The following is a 21,919-nucleotide window of genomic DNA, read 5'->3' as shown; positions in this document are numbered from 1 at the left end:
ATAATGAAAAAATGGATCCTTTCAGCATTCATTTATCTAGGTATTGTTATTATTGGCTACTATATATATGATTCGGTGTTTTTAGAGGAAACAAAAGTTGATACACATGCTGAAGAACATAAAACAGAAAAAACAACTGAATATAATAACCATGCTTCAACGGAAAATGAACATTCGAAATCAGAGCATGAACATGGAGTTAACACAGAAACAGAGAGTGAAGTTAACGTAACCATTAAAGAAGTTGATGAAAAATTGGTTTTAAACTTAAAAGATCTTACAGGTAAGCCTGTAACAAACTTAGAGGTAAATCATGAAAAGCTTTTACATTTAATCGTTGTTGATGAGCATTTAGATCAGTATTACCATCTCCACCCTGAGGAAACCACACCAGGTCATTTTGAAGTAAAAAGCGAACTAGAAGAAGGAATATACAAGGCTTTTGTCGATATAAAACCCAAAAATTTAGATTATCAAGTTCAACCAATTTCCTTTAAAGTAGGAAATCCTGTTGAAGATGAACATCATCATGGTTCATTAACAGTTGATCCACTACTTGAAAAGACAGTTGAAGACAACAAAGTGTCACTGTCAACAACACCATTAGTGATAAATGAGCCAGTTACATTAACATTTGATGTTCATGGTGCAAATTTAGAAACCTACCTCGGCGCACTGGGGCATATTGTTATCTTGGATGAAGAAGCACAACAATACTTGCATGTTCATCCACTTGAAGGAGACACACCGGTGTTTGAAACACAGTTTACCAATCCTGGAATATATAAAATATGGGCTGAGTTTCAAATAAATGGTGAGGTGAAGATCTTTCCATTTGTTGTAGAGGTAAAATAAAATGAAAAAACTGTTCAATCATACAGGGTTGAGCAGTTTTTTTATTAAGAAATTAAGAGGTTTAAGCTACTGAATAACAGGAAAATTAATTACTCTTTCCAAGTACTTAGTGCTAATATTACAAAGAATAATTAGAAACATTTCATCATCACATGCATATAGTAGAAGAACTTCATTTAAGGGTGTGAACAATGGATCATCGACAAACTGTTGAGTTGGTTGAGGAGCTTTTGCAGTCACGTATTAATGAAATCCTTCTAAAGAATGAAGCAGAGTATTTCGATAAACTTCCAGGATTGGTAGAAGCATTGAAAATGATTAAAGAACGATTTTCCAACATATAGGATTGTCCAGGGCCAATGAAGGCCCTTTATTTATGAAAACATTTACATAATTTCAATAAAATAGATTGCTAAATTTAGTTAATTGTAGAAAAATAGAGGGAGAAACGTGTTGAGAGGAGATAAACACTTGTACGAATTACATACCAGATTGCACCCTTTATTAAAAAACTTTACGGAAAAGGGCCCATCAGGCTGTTCCCTTCAGGTTATGCATCAAGGAAATACAATCTATAAAGGTTATGTTGGTTTTGCTAATAAAGAAGATGAAATTGCGATAGATGAAGATACGATTTTTCGCATTTATTCCATGACTAAGGTTGTCACGTGTACAGCAGCACTTATGCTATATGAACGAGGTCTTTTTTTATTAAACGACCCACTTGAAAAATACTTACCAGAATTTAAAAATATGAAGGTATATCATAAAGATGATACCGGCAAGGTTACTGTAATACCAGCATCAAGATCAATCTTAGTAAAAGATTTATTTACAATGACTTCTGGACTTACGTATGGTGGAGAAGCAAATGAAACCGAAAAACATGTTGCTAAAACGTTTCAGCAATTACAAGAAAAGGGTGAAAAATTAACAAATCGCCGTTTATCAGAAGTACTTGCTGCCATTCCACTTGCCTTTCAACCCGGAGCCCACTGGTATTACGGTCTAAGTCATGATGTGTTAGGGGCATTAATTGAAGTTCTTTCTGAAAAAACACTAGGACAGTTTTTCCAAGATGAAATCTTCTCTCCACTCGGAATGAAGGATACATTTTTTAGAATTCCTGATGACAAACTGCATCGATTTGCTGCACTCTATAATCGTAATGAAGATGGAACTCTGACTAAAAATGAAAAAATGGACGTTCAATTTGAACCATTATCAGAGCTTGAATCTGGTGGTGGTGGTTTATTGTCAACATTAGGAGATTACAGCCGTTTTGCTCATATGCTTGCAAACGGTGGAGAATTTGAGGGAGTGAAAGTTATTGGAGAAAAAACAATTTCTTTAATGACAAAAAATCACCTAAATGATGAACAAGCTACAACATACAATTGGGACTATTTAGCTGGATACGGCTACGGACTCGGTGTTCGGACTATGATGGATTCGGCACAAGGTGGAAGCAATGGCTCGGAAGGGGAATTTGGATGGTCAGGATTAGCCGGTACGTGGGTATTGATTGATCCTCAAGAAAAGCTATCAGCTGTATATATGCAGCAAATGATACCAAACTTTGAAGCTTACCATCAGCCTAGGTTGCGAAATGTAATTTATGGAGCAGTAAAGTAGATGAAAGTTGCCTGTAATCGAATACGATTACAGGCTTTTTCCATTATTAATGTATTAAAATAACTTGGTCTGATATGACATTAACCTCAACTTCATCTTCATCTTAAATTAATTTCGATAGTAAAAAAGCTATATTGTAAAGCTAAAAACTGTTAAAATAGGATTTATGTAAAAAATTCTAAATTTTGTTGACAGTTTGTATAAATTTGATATATGATACAAAGCGTAACAATTCCGATTTATATCATATAACTTTAGAAATCTACTTAAAAATTATTTTAATAATTAAATCGTAACAATTTTGTTTAATGTACATAACGTGAGGAGATGTTTTATGAAAACTACATTTTTGTCTATCATTATTGGAATCGTATTAATGCTGTCAGCATGCTCTAACTCAAGCACTAATAGTAAGGAAGCAGCAAACGAAGCCGAAGAAAAATCATTAACTTTTTTGTTTAATTTTCCTACAAGCACTCTTGATCCACACAAAGACGATAATAGTACAACAGTACGAGCTGGAATCACTGAAACTTTAGTCAAGTTAAATGAAGATTTGGAGCTTGAACCTTGGCTTGCAAGTGAGTGGAAAGCAATTGATGAATTAACATGGTCATTTACCGTTCAGGACGGAGTACTGTTTCAAGACGGAACAAAATTAGATGCAGAAGCTATGAAACAATCGTTTGAGCGTGGAATCAACGTTAGTGAATCAATGAAAACAGCTTTAAAGCTAGAGTCAGTCTCAACTGATGGAAATTCAGTTATTTTTAAAACAACACAACCTCTACCAGCTTTTCCTTCTGAATTAACACATCCGCATACGTCAATTGTTAAGGTAGAAGATGATGAGAAATTGAGAACTGCCCCAATAGGAACAGGACCTTTTGTTGTTGATATATTTGATTCAGAGGTAAAGGTAGAGCTTACTAAAAATACTTCGTATTGGAATGGAGAACCAAAACTTGATAAAGTAACATTTGGTTTTAATTCAGATGCGAATGCAAGGGCTATGGCTCTTCAATCCGGGGAAGCGGATATCATTTATTATCTACCTTCTGAATTAGCCACCTCTTTAAAGAGTGATGAAAATATTGTAGTAGAATCAGTGAGTAGTTTACGTACACATTTTATTTCCTATAACATGAACAGCTCTGAAGGTGCCGATGAAAAAGTCCGTCAAGCTTTGGATTCCTTATTTGATCGTGACGCAGTTGCCAATGACTTAATGGGAGGAATGGCTGTACCAGCAGGGGGGCCGTTTAATCCTGACTTTCCGTTTAGCATGAAAGCAGATCCCGTTAAATATGATCCTAGTCATGCAAAGAAACTGCTTGAAGAAGCTGGTTATAAGGAAGATAAGGGTGTAATGGAGAAAAATGGAGAACCGTTGAAACTAGAGATGATTACCTATCAATCAAGACCAGAGCTTCCACTTATAGCACAGATGCTTCAATCGAATGCAAAGGAAATAGGTGTTGAAATCAACATTAAATCTGTTGAAAATATTGATGAGTACTTATCAACAAATGAGGAATGGGATATTGCAACATACAGTAATTTAACTGCTCCACGTGGAGATGTTGGATATTTCCTGAATTCTGCCTATTCACTTGATGGTGCTCTAAATATTGGTGAAATTAATGACTCAGAAATTAATCAAATTGTAACAGAGCTAAATAAAACAACAGATGTCGAGAAACGAAACGATTTTGGAAAACAGGTTGAAAACATGACTCAGCAAAAAATTTATCAATCTTATATTGTTCACCCAATGATCACTGTTGCGATGAATAGAGATGTAAAGAACTATTCAGTTTCAAAACAAGAATATTATTTAATAACAAATCAATTGGATGTAGAATAACGTGATTCGATTTCTTTTATCAAAAATTATACAAACTATTGTCGTATTACTTTGTCTTTCGTTTTTGAGCTTTGTGTTCATTAAATTAGCACCCGGGGATCCTGTAAAGGCAATGTTGGATATTGATGAAGTGATGATTACAGAAGCAGAAATTGAGGAAATAAGATCGGAGATGGGCTTTGATCAGCCCATCTTTGTTCAATATGGAATGTGGCTTAAACAGGCGATTAAGCTAGATTTTGGGGAATCGTATTTAACAAACCGACCTGTTTTGAGTGAAATACAGGACCGCTTACAAGCTTCTCTTGAACTGATGGGAGGGGGAATGCTTGTTGTTATCTTACTATCGATTCCATTAGGAGTTTGTTCAGCTGTTTATCAATCAAAATGGATTGATCATCTTGGACGAATTTTTGCTTTTTTCGGAGCTTCCATTCCAAGCTTTTGGCTGGGACTTTTATTAATCTATTTCTTTAGTGTAAAGTTGAAGGTTCTTCCGTTTATCGGTAATAATGGTGCCGAAAGCCTTATTCTCCCATCCCTTACATTAGGACTTGCAATGTCTGCTGTTTACGCTAGGCTATTGAGAGCAGCAATGCTTGAAACAATGAATAAGCCTTATATTAAGGCGTTGAGAATGAAAGGCATCCGTGAAAAAAGCTTAATTTTTAAATACTCCTTACGTGAGAGCATGATACCAGTTGTTACGATGTTTGGTATGAGCCTTGGTAATCTATTGGCAGGGGCAATTGTTGTAGAAATATTATTTTCATGGCCTGGATTAGGAAAAATGGTCGTTGAAGCCATCATGAATCGAGATTATCCGTTAATTCAAGCTTATATTTTACTTTCAGGCATTTTTGTCATGAGTATTAATTTAATTGTTGACTTATCGTATTATCTTTTAGACCCAAAATTAAGAAGAAAGGAGCAGAGAGCATGATAACGGATGTATTGCATCTAAAGAAGAAAAAGCAAAATCTATTTATTCAAACGGGTGTACTATTACTCATCTTGATTATGCTCCTTTTTTTCTTATCTTATCTATTTAATCCACATGATCCATTAAAAGTTAGCACTGGTGAACGATTGCAGTCGCCTAGTATGGAGCATTTACTTGGAACAGATCAACTAGGGAGGGATATTTTAGCGAGGTTAACAGAAGGTGCCATCTACACATTGGGGATATCTGTTTTATCCATCTTTGTTTCTTTATTAATTGGCTTACCAGTTGGTGTTCTTTCAGGCTACTTCGGGAAAAAAATAGATCAATTATTTATGAGAGTAATTGATACGTTTGTTGCGTTTCCAGATTTTTTACTGGCAATTGCGATAACAGGTTTACTTGGTCCTGGAATTTGGAATGTGATGATTGCCATTATTTCAGTGAAGTGGGTAGGCTATGCCCGGTTAACACGTAGTATTGTCCTAACCGAGAAGCATAAGGACTATATTACGATGTCAGTTTTTAGTGGAAGCTCCGTTTGGAAAATCATGACCCTGCATTTATTCAAACATATTCTTCCACAAGTAATTGTATTAGCGTCATTAGATATAGGGAAAATTATTCTTCTTATTTCCTCCCTATCCTATATCGGGTTAGGAGCACAACCACCACTTCCAGAGTGGGGAGCAATGTTAAATGAAGGAAGATTATATTTTCAAACATCTCCCTCTTTAATCATTTTTCCTGGTCTAGCAATCATGCTTGTTGTTATGGCCTTTAATTTAATAGGGGATGGTTTAAGAGATAAACTAGATGTTCAATCTAACAGAAAGGGGTAGCTTTTATATGAATGACCCTCTTTTAGAGATGAAAGAATTATGTATCGTAGTAAAACATACAAATCAAACAATCATTCAATCTCTCTCGTTTACTATACATTCTGGAGATATGGTAGGCATTGTCGGGGAAAGTGGGAGTGGAAAGAGTGTTACCGCACAGGCAATTTTAGGCTCCATTCCTATGTCGTTTAATATGAATGGCTCCATATTATTTGAGGGAGAATACATTTCTTTTCAGAAAAAAAACAAGTTGATTGGGACTGAAATTTGTTATATTCCTCAAGACTATTCAAACGGCTTTTCTCCTTTCTTTAAAATAGGCTCTCAAATGGATGAACAATTGGCCACACATACTTCTTTATCAAAAAAACAGAGAAAGAAAAGAATTTTAGACATGCTAGAAAGAGTACAACTACCGGCTGAAAAAGTTTATTCTTCTTATCACTTTGAACTTAGCGGTGGGCAGTTACAACGAGTAGTTATTGCTTCCGCCATGATTCTTAATCCGAAGCTTCTTATATGTGATGAAATCACAACCGCATTAGACCCTAAAAATGCTGCCCAAATTATGCAGCTTTTAAAAGACTTGCAAACACAATATAATACCGCCATTATTTTTATTAGTCATCAGCTTCATCATGTGATGAACTCTTGTGATCAACTTGCTGTTATGTATGGTGGAGAATGGATGGAATACGGTCTAACAAATGAGATTAAAAAGAACCCTACACATCCGTATACAAAACTACTTTTGAATACAATTCCAACGATTGAGGCAGATGCTGAATATCTTCAACTTATTCCTGGAGAACCTGGTGAAGTGAATCGTGAAGGCTGTCCATTTGCAACAAGATGTCCTTATTGTGAACCCGTTTGCCTTCATTCACATGTTACATTAAAGGGAACACCCCTTCATCAAGTAGCTTGTCACCTTGTGACTACGAAAGAAGGAGAGGGAACAACAAGTGACTCTATTAAAAGTCCAGTCTATATCTAAAAACTACGGTAAACTTCCAGCTCTTGACAATATTTCTTTTTCTATAAGTGAAGGAACAGCGTTAGGAGTTGTAGGGGAAAGTGGGAGTGGAAAAAGCACACTTATCAAGAGTATATTAAGTATGGAAAGCATCCATTCCGGTCATATTCTTTTTTTAAATCAAGATATTCATAAGTTAAAAGGTAAGCAGAAAAGAGAGTTGTATAAAGATATTCAAATCATTATGCAGGATCCTTCTTCTTCATTGAATACTAAGCTTCCAGTATGGAAAAGTATGGTTGAACCAATTAGTAATTTCCGTGATCGAAAAGATACCTTATACCCAAATCTTTCTTTATTTGACATTGCCAAGAAGGTTGGTAAAATGGTTGGATTAAAAGAAGAGCACCTTACTAAATATCCTCATGAGCTTAGCGGTGGTCAAAAGCAACGGGTTTCTATTGCTAGAGGGATTAGTCTTCATCCAAGATTACTTATATTAGATGAGCCCACCTCAAGTCTTGATGTTTCCATACAAGCTCAAATTCTAATGCTGTTAAAATCTCTTAAAAAAGAATTGCAAACTTCATTTTTATTCGTTTCACACGATTTAACGGCTGTACGTTTTTTATGTGATGAGATAGTAGTTTTAAAAGAAGGGAAGCTATTGGAACGCTTTTCTTCCGACGATGTATTAAAAGAAGAACGTCATGATTATACAAAACAACTTATACGGTATACCGCTATATAAAGCTGGCTAAGAAGGAGAAAGTAATGAAATCTGTGTTAACTTCAGCTCCTTTACATAAAGGAAGCATTTTTACACATCGTGAATATTTAACATTAGCAATTCCCCTGATAATATCAGGGATCTCTACGCCAATATTAGGAGCTGTTGATACAGCTGTTGTAGGAAGATTACCTGATGCATCAGCAATTGGTGCAGTAGCACTTGGAGCTGTTATATTTAATACGATGTATTGGTTGCTCGGTTTTTTACGCGTAAGTACAACAGGACTTACCTCACAAGCAAATGGGGCAAATGATGCTAAGGAAATGGCTCTAGCTTGTTTACGTCCTATGTTTTTGGCTGTATTTATAGGATCGTTATTTATCATTTTACAGATTCCGATTTTAAAGCTCTCACTCTATTTATTTGGTACCTCAGAATCAGTAGGAAACCTTGTTTCTACTTATTTTTCGATTCGAATTTGGGGAGCTCCTTTTGCCCTTTTAAATTATGTTTTGATCGGATGGCTGATGGGGCTAGGTAAGGTAAAGCTTTCGTTAAGCACTCAAATTACAATGAATGTGCTAAACATTGTGTTAGATCTCTTATTTGTTCTCGTGTTTGGTCTAGGAGTGGCTGGGGTAGCATATGCAACGGTTATAGCTGAAATTAGTGCTATTTTTATCGGTCTATTCTTTATGATTCGTACAAAGTTGATTGACTTATCACTGATTCAATGGAGAATCTTAATTGAAAAAGCCCCTTTAGTGAAAATGCTCAAAGTAAATCGAGATTTTTTTCTTCGGTCAATTTGCTTGTTAACAATGACGGTTACTTTTACAACAATAGGTGCAAGACTGGGAGAAACAGCATTAGCAGCTAATGCGATCTTATTGCAAATTCATTATTTGATGGCCTATTTACTTGGAGGGTTTGCAAATGCTTCTAGTATTGTAGTCGGAAGATCCATTGGTAGTAAGCAGTTTCCTCTTTTCAAGCGAGCGTTATCACTATCTCTATTTTGGGGAACTTTATCAGCTTGTTTATTATCGTTAATTATGCTGCTGTTTGATGAGGGTATCTTCAATTTTTTTACAACGATAGAAAAAGTAAAGAATGCAGTTGTTGATTTAGGAATTTGGATGGTTATTTATCCAATCGCTGGTTTTTGGGCACTTCAATTGGAAGGGATCTTCGCAGGAGCGACAGATGCTAAATCGGTTCGAAACTCAATCTTTTTTGCGTTGCTTGCGTTTGTCATTGTAATCATCATATATGGTAAAGGTATTTCTCCACACGAACTATGGCTGTCATTTACTGTGTTTACTTTGGGTCGAACGGTATTTTTATCAATGTATGTTAGGAAGATTGAGAGAAGTAACTTTTAGGTAGGATGTTCAAGTAGAGAGCATTTTATTTGTAAATATAATGTGTATTGTCCTTCATAGATTGTCTGTTGAAGGACTTTTTCCTATTTGATTTAATAAGTTTGATTCTTCAGTGTTTTTAAACTAATAGGTGTAGCCACTTTTTCTCTCATCTTTATATCTCTAATAGCTTTTATAAGCAATTAATCCCATTGTAAATGTTACCAAAATATGACACAATTTGATAGATTTCCTGGTAAACTAGTAATAATTGTAATTTTAGATAATAATCGTTAATTCTATTAAAATTAGGTGAGGGTAATATGAGAAATTTGTTTTGGATTTTTTCGGCATTATTAATTATTTATGGACTAGCATCATTATGGACAAATAGAATAAACATTGGAATTGTGTTTATTCTATTTCTTGGAATGATCTGTTTAGTAGTAAGTATTTATTTCAAGAAGTTAAAACAATATGTTCAAAGAAGAAAAAAGATTAAAAGAACAATTATTATTGTTTTATCCATTGGACTACTTACTGCAGCAAGTTTAGAAGCATTGCTATTAAGCGGGATGATTGAAAAGGAGCCTCAAACCGTTGATTATATTCTCGTTTTTGGTGCTGGAGTAAAAAATGGTTCCCCAACCCCTGTGTTAAAAAACCGTTTGCAAAAAGCAATTGAAATACATGGTAAATATCCAGAATCAAACATAATCGTGTCAGGTGGACTTGATACTGGTGAGCAATACACGGAAGCTTTTGTTATGAAGGAATACCTTATTATTAATGGTATACCAGAGCAAGTAATAATAATGGAGGATAAAGCAACAAGTACAAAAGAAAATGCTGATTTCAGTCAAAAGCTAATGTCAGGGAAATCACAGGAAGTAATGGTTGTAACTAGTAATTATCATTTATTTCGTGCAAGTTATTATGCAAATAAAGCCGGACTTACTCCTTATCGTGCGGGAGCCCCTATACCACTAAGTATTGTTCCACTTACACATTTAAGAGAAATGATGGGGATAGGGAAAATGTTGGTGGAAGATGTCCTTGATTAGCTGGAAGCAAACTTTATAAGTGAAACTTATTGATTTATATCGATAGATAAGGTCTTATCTACATGAAAATGAATAAATCTTTGGAAAAAGGACGTATTACATGAGGATATAGTTAATAATGTTCGGTGCATTTAAGCATTACTAGAAGAAGGCTATTCGTTTACAACTGTTAATGAGGAGCTGAAATAAGAAAATGAAGGAGGAGTGAATACTAGACAAAGTGTTTCACTCCTTTTTTATTTATAACTATCGTGTCGTAGATTTGTATTTATAATCTCCCGGTAGAGTTTTAATGGTGTTCCATGCACCTATCGCATCTTTTCGAGGTTTTCCTTTATTGGTCGGATCTTGATAGAAATCTCTTATGAATTGATTATATTCAAATTGTGGCGAGATCTCTTTAGTGAATGAAGGATCTTTTTTTCGTTCTTCTTCTTCGTACCAAGCATTAACAACATCTTGAAACGTTTTTCCAGCATTGTTTTTAAAAAAGTTTTGTATGTAAGTAGAAAAATGAAATTGTTTGCCGATTTCTTTTATAAAAAACTCTCTGATATCTTGGCTGCATCTGTGATTTGGAATAATGACCGTATCTAAAGAGAGAGAATCATATTGTTTTGCTTGTGATGCTTTTTTCTTTGGAGCTTTAGTTATGACGCCCATTGATAGAAACATAATAATTCTTTCCGTTAGTTCTAATTTTGGTCCATATGATGGTATACCAAGTTCTTTACAAAAAGTAGCAAGCTCTTCTTTTAGCCAATAATAATTTTTAAAATCCTCTATGTTCATTTCTTTACATAACTTTGGTCTCATTATTTATTAAACTCCTTTAAAATTTGAAGATGATTTCGAACGTTTGTTCCATTATATAGAAAATTATGGAATCGGACAAGGGGGAATAGTAATAAAAAGTTATTTTTCATGCTATACCACTTTCCATAAGTTATAATAAAATAATAATAAAGGGGGATCTAATGAATACAAATAGAGAAAAATGGTCATCAAAATTTGGTTTTATCATGTCCTCAGCAGGGGCAGCGATAGGACTTGGGGCAATATGGAAATTCCCCTATGTAGCAGGTACGAGTGGTGGTGGAGCATTTTTACTACTCTTTATTCTGTTTACTGTTCTTATAGGTCTACCTATGCTGATATCAGAATTTATTATTGGACGTGGGGCTCAAAGTGAAGCTGTATCTGCTTATAAAAAACTAGCACCAAACAGTATATGGACAATTACTGGACCATTAGGAGTGATCGGCTGCTTTCTATTGCTTTCTTTTTACGCAGTTGTTGGAGGCTGGGTGCTGATTTATTCGATAATGGCAATTGGTGGTCGTGTGATTGAACCTAGTGTAAGTTATCCAGAGTTATTTGGTACCATTACAGGATCACCACTTATTACACTACTAGGTTTAGCTGTATTTTTACTTATAAACATGATTGTCATATCAGTAGGAATAAAAAATGGGATTGAAAAAGCAAGTAAGTATATGATGCCAATATTGTTTCTTCTATTTTTAATTTTGGTTGTTAGAGCGTTAACATTGGAAGGAGCAATGGAAGGAGTACGATTTTTCCTACAGCCTGACTTTTCAAAAATCACCGCTGAATCTGTTCTTTATGCACTTGGACAATCCTTCTTTGCATTAGCAGTTGGTTTTTCATGTATGGTTACATATAGTTCCTATTTAGAGAAAAATGTGAGCATTCCATCCTCAGCAAGTACTGTTGTTGTCATGAATATTCTAGTATCAATACTTGCAGGTCTTGCCATTTTCCCAGTTGTTTTTGCGTTTGGATTAGAACCAGCTGAAGGTCCGGGGTTGCTATTTATGGTGCTGCCTGCTGTATTTTCGCAAATGCCTTTGGGTGAGTTGTTTCTAGCTATATTTCTTTTGCTTTTCTTATTTGCAACCTTAACATCATCGTTTAGTTTATTAGAGATTATCGTTTCAGCATTCACTGAAAATAAAAGGTCTACACGTAAAAGAACAGCATGGGTATCTGGGGTTGTTGTGTTTTTTGCGGGAATTCCTGCAGCATTATCGTTTAGTAAACTTCAGAACTTTCATGTTTTCGGAAAAACAATATTTGATGCTACTGATTTCTTGGTTAGTAATATTATGTTACCGTTAGGCTGCTTGCTTATTGCTCTTTTTATCTCTATTAGAATGAATAAACAGCTAATAGAAGATATGGAGATTTCTTATGAAATGGGTAGTGCCAATTACCATTGTTGTTGTATTTTTAAGTACACTAGGTATTATTTAATTATAAACATGCTTAAAGAACGATGTCTGTATACAACATCGTTCTTTTTATATTTATTAAAAGTAATTTTTTATTGATAAACGATAAATATATATCTATAATTAATAATAGTTAGGTTATTAAACTACATAAAAAGGTGGAGATAAAACTTGTCTGTTTTATTAATACTTGGTGTTATGGCAATCCTATTCATCCTGTTTTTCAAGGAATCAATAATAATTCTTTTCGAAAAAAATCAAAAAAAAATGGATTTTCTTAAACGTACAAATTGGTTTCGTAATCCTTGGTTATCTGGACTTTTCTTATTTTTTATAAATGCCTTCCTCTTTTTCATAACAGGAGTTATTCTGTATACTTTAACGTTTTTTATGATTCCATTTGTTCATTTATTTGTGATGGTATTTGCAGTGATTGTAAGTGTTTTTGTATGGTGCATGATTAATTATACTTGGGAAGGCACAAAGCTTAGACGATTGAAAATGGGGGCGGTTGGTAGTAGTTTCTATCTGATTTTAACGATTGTTTTTTTATATTTCTTCATTACATTAAAGCCCGATTACCCTGGTGAAGATACATTTATGAGGGCGGTAGGAATCATTATGGCCATGATTGTTACTTCTGTTGCCTTTTTAACATGTTTTATTATGACTGGTTTTTCTAAAAGAGAAATGTAAATGTTAAAGAGCAAATAACTTATAAATAAAAAAGGAGCTGCTCAATTTGCGGCTCCTATTTCTATAAAAGTAGCAATCTATAAGTTTACTTTTTTAGCACCTAAATAACGAGGCTTCCAATACGTGTTATTCATATCAGAAATTGTTACACCTGTAGATGAGCCTGCATGGATAAATTTATTATCACCCATATAAATACCCGCATGTGTTGGACCTGGTGCAGTTGTTGTAAAGAAAACAAGGTCTCCTTTTTGTGGAGAAGAAACGGTTGTTGTTGCTTCCCATATTGTTGCCACCGTGCGTGGTATTTTTATTCCTTGTGTGTTATAAACATAACTTAAATAACCAGAACAATCAAATCCTGTAGGAGTGCTTCCACCCCAAACATATGGAACTCCTATATATTTTTTTGCCTCAGTAATTAGTGCTTCTGCATTTAATGTAATAGGTACAGTAGTTGTTGCTCCCGTTAATTTTAGAACTTGCCCTACATAAATTGAATCACTCGTTAAATTATTATACGTTTTTAACTGTGAAACACTTAAATTAGTTTTTGTAGAAATTTTCCATAGTGTATCACCAGATTGTACGGTATATGTTGTAGCAGTCGTTTCCATTGTAGGTGGTGGGGTAACTGCAGCTTGACCTTGTACTTTTAATACTTGTCCAACATAAATAAGGTCAGATGTTAAGTTATTTAACGTTTTCAAGTTTGTCACAGTCGTATTGAAGTTTTTTGAGATTAAAGAAAGGGAATCACCGGATTTTACAGTGTAAGTTGTTGCTACTTCAACTGGTGTTTCATGTGTATGTGGAGCAATTAATGATAATTCTTGTCCAACATAAATGGTAGAGGTCGTTAAGTTGTTGTATTGCATAATTTCCTGAACAGATAAGCTGTTATTATAAGATATTTTCCATAAAGAGTCCCCAGATTGAACTTTATATGTTACTTCATGGGCTGAAGTTTGTTTTGTAAATCCAATTGAAATGATCCCAAGAGTTGCAATCGTAAAAAGAAATTGTTTTTTCAAACACGACACGCTCCTTAGTGTTAGAATTCTGTTTCTGCGAAAGTCTGAATTCATCATAACGTGTTGAAAGATTTGATTATACCCCTAAAAATTTGGAGTAACTAGAGATATTATCCAATTCATCTTATAAATGTAAGCGTTTAACACATTTCTCGACAAAAAAGAAGGATTTTTCATAACTAATAAGAAATTACATAGTATAAAAATCGAATCGAATAAAGGTGATATTGATGAAAATATCAAAATTTGTAACACCCGAAATTATTTTCGGTAAAAACTCGATTAAACAAGCGGGTGAGGCATGTTTACGCCTTGGTGCAAAAAAGGTATTAATTGTGAGTGATCAAGGAGTTGCGGCAGCTGGCTGGCTAGAAAAAGTTGTTAATCTTTGTAAAGAATCTTGTCTTCCTTTTGCCATATATACAGATATTACGATTGATCCTAAGGATACAGAAGTGATTAACGGATCCCGACTTTATATAGAAAACGAATGTGATGCCATTATTGGTGTTGGTGGAGGAAGCGCATTAGATGTGGCAAAGGCTATTGCCATTGTGGCAACAAATGGAGGAGAAATTAAGGATTATGAAGGAATTGATAAAATCGTCCATCCTTTGCCGCCTATGATCATGATTATGACTACAGCGGGATCTGGGTCGGAAGTTTCTCAGTTTTCTGTCATAGTGGATTCAACTCGAAAAAAGAAAATGACAATTATTTCGAAATCACTTGTACCAGACATTGCCATTATAGATCCGCTTACTTTAATGACAAAAGATAGCAGTTTAACGGCTGCAACTGGTATGGATGTTTTAACTCATGCTATTGAGGCTTATGTGAGTATCGCAGCCACACCATTAACAGATGTACAAGCGAAGAATGCATTATCCCTTGTGGCGACTTATCTAAGACCTTCTGTTGCATCAAAAACAAATGAAGAGGCAAAGGAAGCAATGGCGATGGCTAGCTTACAAGCAGGACTTGCTTTTTCTAATGCGATTTTAGGAGCGGCACACGCTATTTCTCATGCAATTGGTGGAAGGTTTCCGTTACCTCATGGTGAAATAAATGCAATACTTTTACCATATGTGATGGATTTTAATTTTATTGCTGCACCAAAACGGTTTACAGATATGGCAGGGTGCATAGGAATTGATACAAGAGCGTTTACCCAAAAAGAAGCTGGAAATGCAGCAATCCAATATGTAAGAGAGTTATCGGCTGATATCGGAATTCCAAAGCAATTAAGAGAGGTTGGAATTTCACAAGATATGATTACATCTATCTGTCAAACTGCATTAGAAGATGCATGTATGATAACAAATCCTCGTGATATGAATCTTGAACAAATGAAGCAGTTATTACATCAGGTTTTGTAAGGAGGAAATTCTTTTGCTTGAAGATAAAAACGAGATGATTGCCCTGTTAACAGGTGTTGAATCTTCCAAGAAAAGCTATTATACAGAACTTAAGAAAACAGTCGATATGTTACAAAAGAAAAATATGCAACTTGAAATAATGAACGAAGTAATGAAGAGTATTAAAATTGATATGACACTAGAAGAGATTTTAAGTAATATGGTTGATAAATTAAAAAGTATTATTCAATTTGATCGATTAAGCTTTTTTCTTCTCCAAAATGTAAGCCTTACTTTAATTAACGTTTTTCCAGAAAACACTTCTACCATTGAACGTGGGATAGACTTACCTCGTGATAACTCTCTTTACTGGATGGCTTTAACTAAACGGCAAGTTATGTTTCAGCAGTTAGAATATCCAACCTGGAATTTTAATGAACTAGAGTTTTTAAGAAACCTAAAGCTAAACAGCATTCTCGTTGTGCCTATTTATAGTAAAAACAAGGAAATCGGTGTAATCTGTATAGGTCGTTGTTTTCATGAACATTGGCATTCAGAGGACATAGCATTTCTTGAGCAGCTTGCCGATCATTTAGCAGTTAGTATAGAAAATACCCAATTATATAATGAGGTATTAAGGTCAAAGCAAGAGTGGGAGAACACATTTAAAGCAGTTGACGATATGATCATTATTTTTGATAAACATGTAAATGTTATTCAAATGAACGACTCGGTTAGGCACTTTTTGAAAACCCATCATCATAAAGATAATCTTCTACTAGAGCAACACTATAAAAGACTCGCTAATAAAACGTTTCAAACAGAAAAAGCCAGTTATCAAGAAATTCATTTTGAGGACCAATCCACCTTTGAACTTTACACATATCCCGTTTATAACAATAAAAACTTTGTATACGGAGTTATTGCCTATGTAAAAGATGTAACAGAAAAACGAAAAATGGAGGTGCAATTACTTCATTCGGGAAAATTGGCTGCAATTGGGGAAATGGCAGCAGGAGTAGCTCATGAACTAAATAGTCCACTCACTGCAATCTTAGGAAATTCACAGCTTCTATTAAGAAATGTAAAGGAAGACGATGATTCTTTTACTCTTTTACGAGATATTAAAACATGTGGAGTTCGTTGTAAAGACATTATTAAAAGTTTACTAGCTTTCTCCAGACAAGAGGAGTATACATTTCAATCTTTTCATATAAATGATGCGGTGAAACAGGTGTTAAATTTATTAAAATATCAGTTGAAAAAAAATCAAATAAACGTTATCACAAACTTATATGAAGATCTTCCAATGATCGAAGGAAGTCAGCAGCAAATTGAACAAATTATTATTAATCTGCTACTAAATGCAAAAGATGCAGTAGAAGTGATAGTAAAAGATGATAAAGAAATTGAAATTATGACATCACTTGAAAATCAATCAGTTAAGGTCTCGGTCCGTGACAATGGTATTGGCATAGAACAAGAACGCTTATCAAAAATTTTCCATCCTTTTCATACAACAAAAGAAGCTGAAAAAGGAACTGGTTTAGGCTTATCAGTAAGCATAGGAATCGCTAAAACACATGGTGGAAGTATTGATGTAATAAGTGAAGTAAACAAAGGCAGTACTTTTCAACTCGTGTTGCCACTTCAACCATTAACTAAAACTGAGGTGAGTGTATGATTTCGATTTTAATTATTGACGATGAAGTGGAAATTGGTTACTTTTTATCTCGTCTTTTTCAGTCTAAAGGATATCAGGTTAAGGTCGTTAATAGTGGAAAGGAATTTTCTGAAATTGACTTTTCGTTAGAGCAATTTCATGTTGCTATGATTGACCTGAAATTACCGGATGCAAATGGTCTTACACTATTGCAAAATCTAAAACAAGTTCAACCCACATGTAAAGTAATGATCATGACAGGATACAGTACCATTAAGACTGCTGTCGATGCGATTAAACTAGGTGCGAGTGATTATATAGAAAAGCCTTTTGACGATATTGATTTATTAGAAAAGCAGGTAGAAAAATTGCTAGGATCTACCTGTTTTTCGAATCAACATCATATCGAAAAGATAGCCCGTGAATCAGGACTTATTGTTGGAAATAGCAGGGCAATGAATCAGCTTATTCAAACAGCTGCCAAGGTTGCTGGAAAACCGGTAAATATTTTAATTGAGGGTGAAACAGGTACAGGGAAAGAGGTCTTATCACGCTTTTTACATCAAGCAAGTGATCGGCATCAAGAATCTTTTATTGGTGTAAACTGTGGTGCACTCTCTGAAAACTTACTAGAGAGTGAATTATTTGGTCATGAAAAGGGTTCCTTTACTGGCGCTACCCAGCATCGAAAAGGATTATTTGAAATTGCCAGCAACGGAACCTTATTTTTGGATGAAATAGCTGAAGCATCTTATGCGATTCAGGTAAAACTACTTCGGGTTCTTGAAACAAGGGAGTTTATGCGGGTTGGTAGTGAGAGCATCCTTCGAACCAAGACTAGGTTAATAGCGGCAACGAACGAAGATCTAAAAGAAGCTGTTAAACAAAAGAAATTCAGAGAAGATTTATTTTATCGTTTAAATGTTGTTCATCTGAAAATACCGCCATTACGTGAGCGGAAGGAGGATATTCCACTCCTTGTTCAGCATTTACTGCAACGAACTGGCACGGCACTCTCATTTTCTAATTCTGCGATAGACTTATTACAATCATATGATTGGCCGGGAAATATAAGAGAGTTATCAAACTTTGTTACAAGAGCAGTTATGTTAGCTGATCCTCATGCTACCATTATTCAGGCCGGTGATTTACCAATAAATCACCAAACTAAAAGTCAAGTGATAACCTCTAATACAGATAAACAAGAAAGTAATTTGGAAAGTTACTTAAAAACATGGCTGACAGAAACATTGACTACGTTTGAACAAAAAGACGAAGTTAAGCTAGATGAGGTGCTGGCCCAAGTAAAAGAATTAGAATCACAGGTTGGTAAATCGTTTATTATAAGAACATTAAAAGACACGCATGGAAACAGGAAAGAAGCTGCAAAACGACTGCAAATTACAATGAGAAAGCTGAGATATTTGTTAAACGAAAAAACGTAATAACACTTTGATTATGATAAAATATTTATTATAATAAGCAAGAATGACAATAATTGTCCTATATAAAAGGAGATAAAGAAAAGATCATGTCGAATTCAGAAAACAATACAAATGAAAAAAAGAAAGTAAGTCTTAAGGAATTAATGGAGCAACAATTAGCAAAAAAGAAAGAAAAGCTTTCTAATAATAAACAATCATTAAATGGTGCTGCTTCTAATCAAAAAATGAAAAGTCAGCAACACAAAAAAACAAGTAATACACGAAGAAAAATGGGTTCATAAATAAACTTTTTAAAAAGGACATTTTCTTAATAAAAGAAGATGTCCTTTTTATTTTCTATTGAAATTTCTGCTTGTTCTCTTTGCGTGATAGAGTGCTTTATCCAGCATCAGTTTTTAAGAAAAGAGTAACCAAATCTAGCATTTTCTACGCAAATTCGGCACTGTAACAAAAAAACGGCAGAAAAAAGCCGATTTTTCGGCTCTATTATCATGGTGTTTTAGAATCTCCTTCAATTGTAAGCGTTTATTATTTGGCACAATTCTTGCTTATTTATTAACGAATCAATTTGAGAGGAGTTGTTTAATGATAGAAATAAAATAATAGAAATAGTTTTCATTCTGCGTTCTAACACGATCTAAAGATTAATATATTTGATAACGGTGGCACGATCACCAACAATTTTTGATACATCAATTTGTCTTACATAAATTCTTTTAGCTATCCAACTTATATTTTAATATTTTAGGAGGAGATTTTAATGGTACAAAACGTAGGAACAAAAGAACTAGAATTGAGCCCTAGATTAGTTGAATTTTTAAATGGGGACAAAAAGCTTTTTATTAATGGAGAATGGGTAGAGGCAGTAAGTGGTAAAACATTTGATACATTAAACCCGGCAACTGGTGAGAAACTAGCATCTGTTTCTGAAGCAGGGGAAGAGGACATTGATTTAGCTGTGAAAGCTGCTAGAGAAGCATTTGACAATGGTCCATGGTCGAAGATGGGAACTGCTGAAAGAAGTCGTTTAATTTATAAATTAGCTGACTTAATTGAAGAACATAAAGTAGAGCTTGCACAGTTAGAAACACTAGATAATGGTAAACCGATTCGCGAAACTGCAAACGCAGACATTCCATTAGCAATTGAACATTTTCGTTATTTTGCAGGTTGGGCTACAAAGATTGTAGGACAAACAATTCCTGTACAAGGAAACTATTTCAATTACACACGTCATGAAGCAGTTGGGGTAGTTGGACAGATCATTCCTTGGAATTTCCCATTGTTAATGGCTGCCTGGAAGCTTGGTGCTGCGCTTGCAACAGGATGTACAATTGTCCTTAAGCCGGCAGAACAAACACCTTTATCTGCACTATATTTAGGGAAATTAATTAATGAAGCTGGCTTCCCTAAAGGTGTTGTTAATATCGTTCCAGGCTTCGGTCAAACAGCTGGTTCACCATTAGTAAATCATCCGTTAGTAGACAAAGTAGCTTTCACAGGTTCAACAGCTGTTGGTAAAGCAATTATGAGACAGGCAAGTGAATCATTAAAACGTGTAACTCTTGAGCTTGGCGGGAAATCACCTAATATTATCTTACCTGATGCTGATCTTTCGAAGGCTGTACCTGGTTCTTTAATGGGAATTATGTTTAATCAGGGTCAAGTATGTTGTGCGGGTAGCCGTCTTTATGTACAGAAAAAACAATACGATAATGTTGTTGCAGATTTAGTATCCCTAACAAAAGATATCTCTCAAGGTAATGGATTATTAGAAGCAACAACAATGGGACCTCTCATTTCAGCACAACAGCAAAATCGTGTAAAAGGATACATTGATAAAGGAATTGAAGAAGGAGCAGAAGTTCTAGCTGGAGGTAATATTCCATTTGAACAAGGTTATTTCGTAGCTCCTACCATTTTCGCCGATGTTAATAATTCAATGACGATCGCAAAGGAAGAAATCTTCGGACCAGTTGTTGCTGCGATGCCGTTTGATGACTTAGATGATCTTGTTGACAAAGCAAATGACTCTAACTATGGTCTAGCAGCTGGTGTTTGGACACAAGATATTAAAAAAGCACACTACATTGCACACCGTATTAAAGCAGGAACTGTATGGGTAAACTGCTACAACGCATTTGACGCAGCAAGTCCTTTTGGCGGATATAAGCAATCAGGTATCGGCCGTGAAATGGGAAGCTATGCATTAGAAAATTACACAGAAGTAAAAAGTGTTTGGGTAAATATGGATTAATAGCTGAAGATAAGAGGTCGTCATTGAGATGACCTCTTTTTAATTTGATTTTAGGTAATAGGAAAAGTGTCGATTTTTGTCTAATCGAAGATAAAACGTCTAAAATCGAAGATAAATCTCAAAAATCGAAGATAAAACGTTTAGAATCGAAGATAAATCTCTAAAATCGAAGATAAAACGTTCAGAATCGAAGATAAATCTCAAAAATCGAAGATAAAACGTTCAAAATCAAAGATAAATATCAATTATCGCAGATAAAATCTAATTTCAGTCAACCAAAGACAAAATTTAAGACGGCTTCCGCCCATTAAAAATAATTTCTGCCATAAAAGGTGAGTATTTTTTAATAATTCGTTCAGATTCACTAGATAAAATGCCACTTTCATATGTATACAATCTCTTTTTGACATAAGGAACAGATTCTATAAAGTCTTCCATTTGCAAATAGTTATCCTTAACAGCAAACACAACATGGCGTATATTTGCCATAACAATAGTTGTTAAACACATCATACAAGGTTCAACAGTTGTGTAGATTGTACAGTTTTCAGCATGTTTTTTTAAATAGGCTGCACAGCTATGGATCGCATTTATTTCAGCGTGTGCCACTTCGTTTTCTAATGTGCTTATCCGATTGGAGCCTCGCGAAATGATTTTTCCATCATGAACGATCACAGCCCCAATTGGCCGATCTCCGCGTTTTCCTGCTTCTTCCGCTTCTTTTAAAGCTTCAGTCATATAAAAAGTATGATCAATCACATGTATGCCTCCTAAAATCTTTATAATAATATAGTATAAAACTAGATTAAGGGAGTTTCAAAATGAATTTCTATACAAAGTGCGTCTCATTATTTGAATAGCTTAAACAAATGGATAATGGTTAAGAATCTGGGGAAATTATCATTAACTAAATAATGATTGGTGGTTAGTGA

Annotated in this window: 20 protein-coding genes; 17 read left to right on the top strand and 3 right to left on the bottom strand. The window is 34.6% G+C overall.

Annotated features, from left to right (window positions below):
- Positions 1–3 precede the first annotated feature (3 nt).
- From COD11_RS11200 to COD11_RS11160, 10 genes are all read left to right on the top strand, one after another.
- Positions 4–855: a hypothetical protein gene (locus tag COD11_RS11200; protein ID WP_098796997.1), complete on the top strand. Its 852-nt coding sequence runs from the start codon at positions 4–6 to the stop codon at positions 853–855.
- 191 nt (positions 856–1,046) lie between these two features.
- Positions 1,047–1,199 carry a hypothetical protein gene (locus COD11_RS26825; RefSeq protein WP_162987314.1) on the top strand — a complete coding sequence of 51 codons (153 nt, stop codon included), beginning with the start codon at positions 1,047–1,049 and terminating at the stop codon, positions 1,197–1,199.
- Between the two features lie 127 nt (positions 1,200–1,326).
- On the top strand, positions 1,327–2,490 hold the full coding sequence (locus COD11_RS11195) for a serine hydrolase domain-containing protein (protein WP_255301602.1): 1,164 nt from the start codon (positions 1,327–1,329) through the stop codon (positions 2,488–2,490).
- A 334-nt stretch (positions 2,491–2,824) separates the two neighbouring features.
- Positions 2,825–4,357, top strand: coding sequence for a nickel ABC transporter substrate-binding protein (gene nikA / locus COD11_RS11190; RefSeq protein WP_098796996.1), 1,533 nt, complete (start codon positions 2,825–2,827; stop codon positions 4,355–4,357).
- A 1-nt stretch (position 4,358) separates the two neighbouring features.
- A complete protein-coding gene (gene nikB / locus COD11_RS11185; RefSeq protein WP_255301601.1) occupies positions 4,359–5,300 on the top strand; it encodes a nickel ABC transporter permease in 942 nt (313 codons plus the stop codon).
- Positions 5,297–6,142 (top strand): nickel transporter permease, encoded by an 846-nt coding sequence (nikC, locus tag COD11_RS11180; protein ID WP_098796995.1) that lies wholly within the window; start codon positions 5,297–5,299, stop codon positions 6,140–6,142. Before nikB ends, nikC begins: the two co-directional genes overlap by 4 nt.
- A 7-nt stretch (positions 6,143–6,149) precedes the next feature.
- A complete protein-coding gene (locus COD11_RS11175) occupies positions 6,150–7,139 on the top strand; it encodes an ABC transporter ATP-binding protein (protein WP_176551050.1) in 990 nt (329 codons plus the stop codon).
- Positions 7,108–7,869, top strand: coding sequence for an ABC transporter ATP-binding protein (locus COD11_RS11170; RefSeq protein WP_098796993.1), 762 nt, complete (start codon positions 7,108–7,110; stop codon positions 7,867–7,869). The genes COD11_RS11175 and COD11_RS11170 overlap by 32 nt, the downstream gene beginning before the upstream one ends.
- 23 nt (positions 7,870–7,892) lie before the next feature.
- A complete protein-coding gene (locus COD11_RS11165) occupies positions 7,893–9,236 on the top strand; it encodes an MATE family efflux transporter (protein ID WP_098796992.1) in 1,344 nt (447 codons plus the stop codon).
- A gap of 302 nt (positions 9,237–9,538) precedes the next feature.
- A complete protein-coding gene (locus COD11_RS11160) occupies positions 9,539–10,279 on the top strand; it encodes a YdcF family protein (RefSeq protein WP_098796991.1) in 741 nt (246 codons plus the stop codon).
- 246 nt (positions 10,280–10,525) lie between these two features.
- Here COD11_RS11160 and COD11_RS11155 read toward each other — a convergent pair whose 3' ends face one another.
- Entirely contained in the window at positions 10,526–11,095 is a 570-nt protein-coding gene (locus COD11_RS11155; RefSeq protein ID WP_098796990.1) for a DUF6434 domain-containing protein, read from the bottom strand.
- A gap of 161 nt (positions 11,096–11,256) precedes the next feature.
- Here COD11_RS11155 and COD11_RS11150 point away from each other — a divergent pair, with 161 nt between their 5' ends.
- Both COD11_RS11150 and COD11_RS11145 read left to right on the top strand, forming a co-directional pair.
- Entirely contained in the window at positions 11,257–12,633 is a 1,377-nt protein-coding gene (locus tag COD11_RS11150) for a sodium-dependent transporter (RefSeq protein ID WP_255301600.1), read from the top strand.
- Between the two features lie 72 nt (positions 12,634–12,705).
- Complete coding sequence (locus COD11_RS11145) at positions 12,706–13,230, top strand: hypothetical protein (protein WP_231309532.1); 525 nt, start codon at positions 12,706–12,708, stop codon at positions 13,228–13,230.
- A 77-nt stretch (positions 13,231–13,307) separates the two neighbouring features.
- On the opposite strand, the gene COD11_RS11140 is transcribed toward COD11_RS11145, so the two are convergent.
- The gene (locus COD11_RS11140) at positions 13,308–14,264 is read right to left on the bottom strand and encodes a C40 family peptidase (protein ID WP_231309533.1); all 957 of its coding nucleotides are present in this window, start codon (positions 14,262–14,264) and stop codon (positions 13,308–13,310) included.
- A 230-nt stretch (positions 14,265–14,494) separates the two neighbouring features.
- Between COD11_RS11140 and COD11_RS11135 the strand changes: the two genes are divergently transcribed.
- The 5 genes from COD11_RS11135 (at position 14,495) to COD11_RS11115 (ending at position 20,987) form a co-directional block, all read left to right on the top strand.
- A complete protein-coding gene (locus COD11_RS11135) occupies positions 14,495–15,643 on the top strand; it encodes an iron-containing alcohol dehydrogenase (protein WP_098796988.1) in 1,149 nt (382 codons plus the stop codon).
- 13 nt (positions 15,644–15,656) lie between these two features.
- Positions 15,657–17,306, top strand: a complete 1,650-nt coding sequence (locus COD11_RS11130) for a sensor histidine kinase (RefSeq protein WP_231309534.1) — start codon at positions 15,657–15,659, stop codon at positions 17,304–17,306.
- The gene (locus COD11_RS11125) at positions 17,303–18,730 is read left to right on the top strand and encodes a sigma-54-dependent transcriptional regulator (RefSeq protein ID WP_098796987.1); all 1,428 of its coding nucleotides are present in this window, start codon (positions 17,303–17,305) and stop codon (positions 18,728–18,730) included. The genes COD11_RS11130 and COD11_RS11125 overlap by 4 nt, the downstream gene beginning before the upstream one ends.
- A gap of 86 nt (positions 18,731–18,816) precedes the next feature.
- Entirely contained in the window at positions 18,817–19,011 is a 195-nt protein-coding gene (locus COD11_RS11120; RefSeq protein WP_098796986.1) for a hypothetical protein, read from the top strand.
- A 479-nt stretch (positions 19,012–19,490) separates the two neighbouring features.
- On the top strand, positions 19,491–20,987 hold the full coding sequence (locus tag COD11_RS11115; RefSeq protein WP_098796985.1) for an aldehyde dehydrogenase family protein: 1,497 nt from the start codon (positions 19,491–19,493) through the stop codon (positions 20,985–20,987).
- Positions 20,988–21,275: 288 nt separating this feature from the next.
- Here COD11_RS11115 and COD11_RS11110 read toward each other — a convergent pair whose 3' ends face one another.
- Positions 21,276–21,746 carry a nucleoside deaminase gene (locus COD11_RS11110; protein WP_098796984.1) on the bottom strand — a complete coding sequence of 157 codons (471 nt, stop codon included), beginning with the start codon at positions 21,744–21,746 and terminating at the stop codon, positions 21,276–21,278.
- Positions 21,747–21,919 lie beyond the last annotated feature (173 nt).

Origin of the sequence: Bacillus sp. AFS040349 (genome assembly GCF_002577655.1) — a bacterium.
Lineage (GTDB): Bacteria > Bacillota > Bacilli > Bacillales > Bacillaceae > Metabacillus.
The sequence above is the reverse complement of the archived record's forward strand: the minus strand, read 5'-3'. Positions and strand labels throughout refer to the sequence as shown.

Coding starts and splice junctions, on each gene's coding strand:
- COD11_RS11200 (WP_098796997.1), top strand. CDS start 4: ATGAAAAAATGGATCCTTTCAGCATTCATTTATCTAGGTATTGTTATT.
- COD11_RS26825 (WP_162987314.1), top strand. CDS start 1,047: ATGGATCATCGACAAACTGTTGAGTTGGTTGAGGAGCTTTTGCAGTCA.
- nikA (WP_098796996.1), top strand. CDS start 2,825: ATGAAAACTACATTTTTGTCTATCATTATTGGAATCGTATTAATGCTG.
- nikC (WP_098796995.1), top strand. CDS start 5,297: ATGATAACGGATGTATTGCATCTAAAGAAGAAAAAGCAAAATCTATTT.
- COD11_RS11175 (WP_176551050.1), top strand. CDS start 6,150: ATGAATGACCCTCTTTTAGAGATGAAAGAATTATGTATCGTAGTAAAA.
- COD11_RS11165 (WP_098796992.1), top strand. CDS start 7,893: ATGAAATCTGTGTTAACTTCAGCTCCTTTACATAAAGGAAGCATTTTT.
- COD11_RS11160 (WP_098796991.1), top strand. CDS start 9,539: ATGAGAAATTTGTTTTGGATTTTTTCGGCATTATTAATTATTTATGGA.
- COD11_RS11155 (WP_098796990.1), bottom strand. CDS start 11,095: ATGAGACCAAAGTTATGTAAAGAAATGAACATAGAGGATTTTAAAAAT.
- COD11_RS11150 (WP_255301600.1), top strand. CDS start 11,257: ATGAATACAAATAGAGAAAAATGGTCATCAAAATTTGGTTTTATCATG.
- COD11_RS11135 (WP_098796988.1), top strand. CDS start 14,495: ATGAAAATATCAAAATTTGTAACACCCGAAATTATTTTCGGTAAAAAC.
- COD11_RS11125 (WP_098796987.1), top strand. CDS start 17,303: ATGATTTCGATTTTAATTATTGACGATGAAGTGGAAATTGGTTACTTT.
- COD11_RS11120 (WP_098796986.1), top strand. CDS start 18,817: ATGTCGAATTCAGAAAACAATACAAATGAAAAAAAGAAAGTAAGTCTT.
- COD11_RS11115 (WP_098796985.1), top strand. CDS start 19,491: ATGGTACAAAACGTAGGAACAAAAGAACTAGAATTGAGCCCTAGATTA.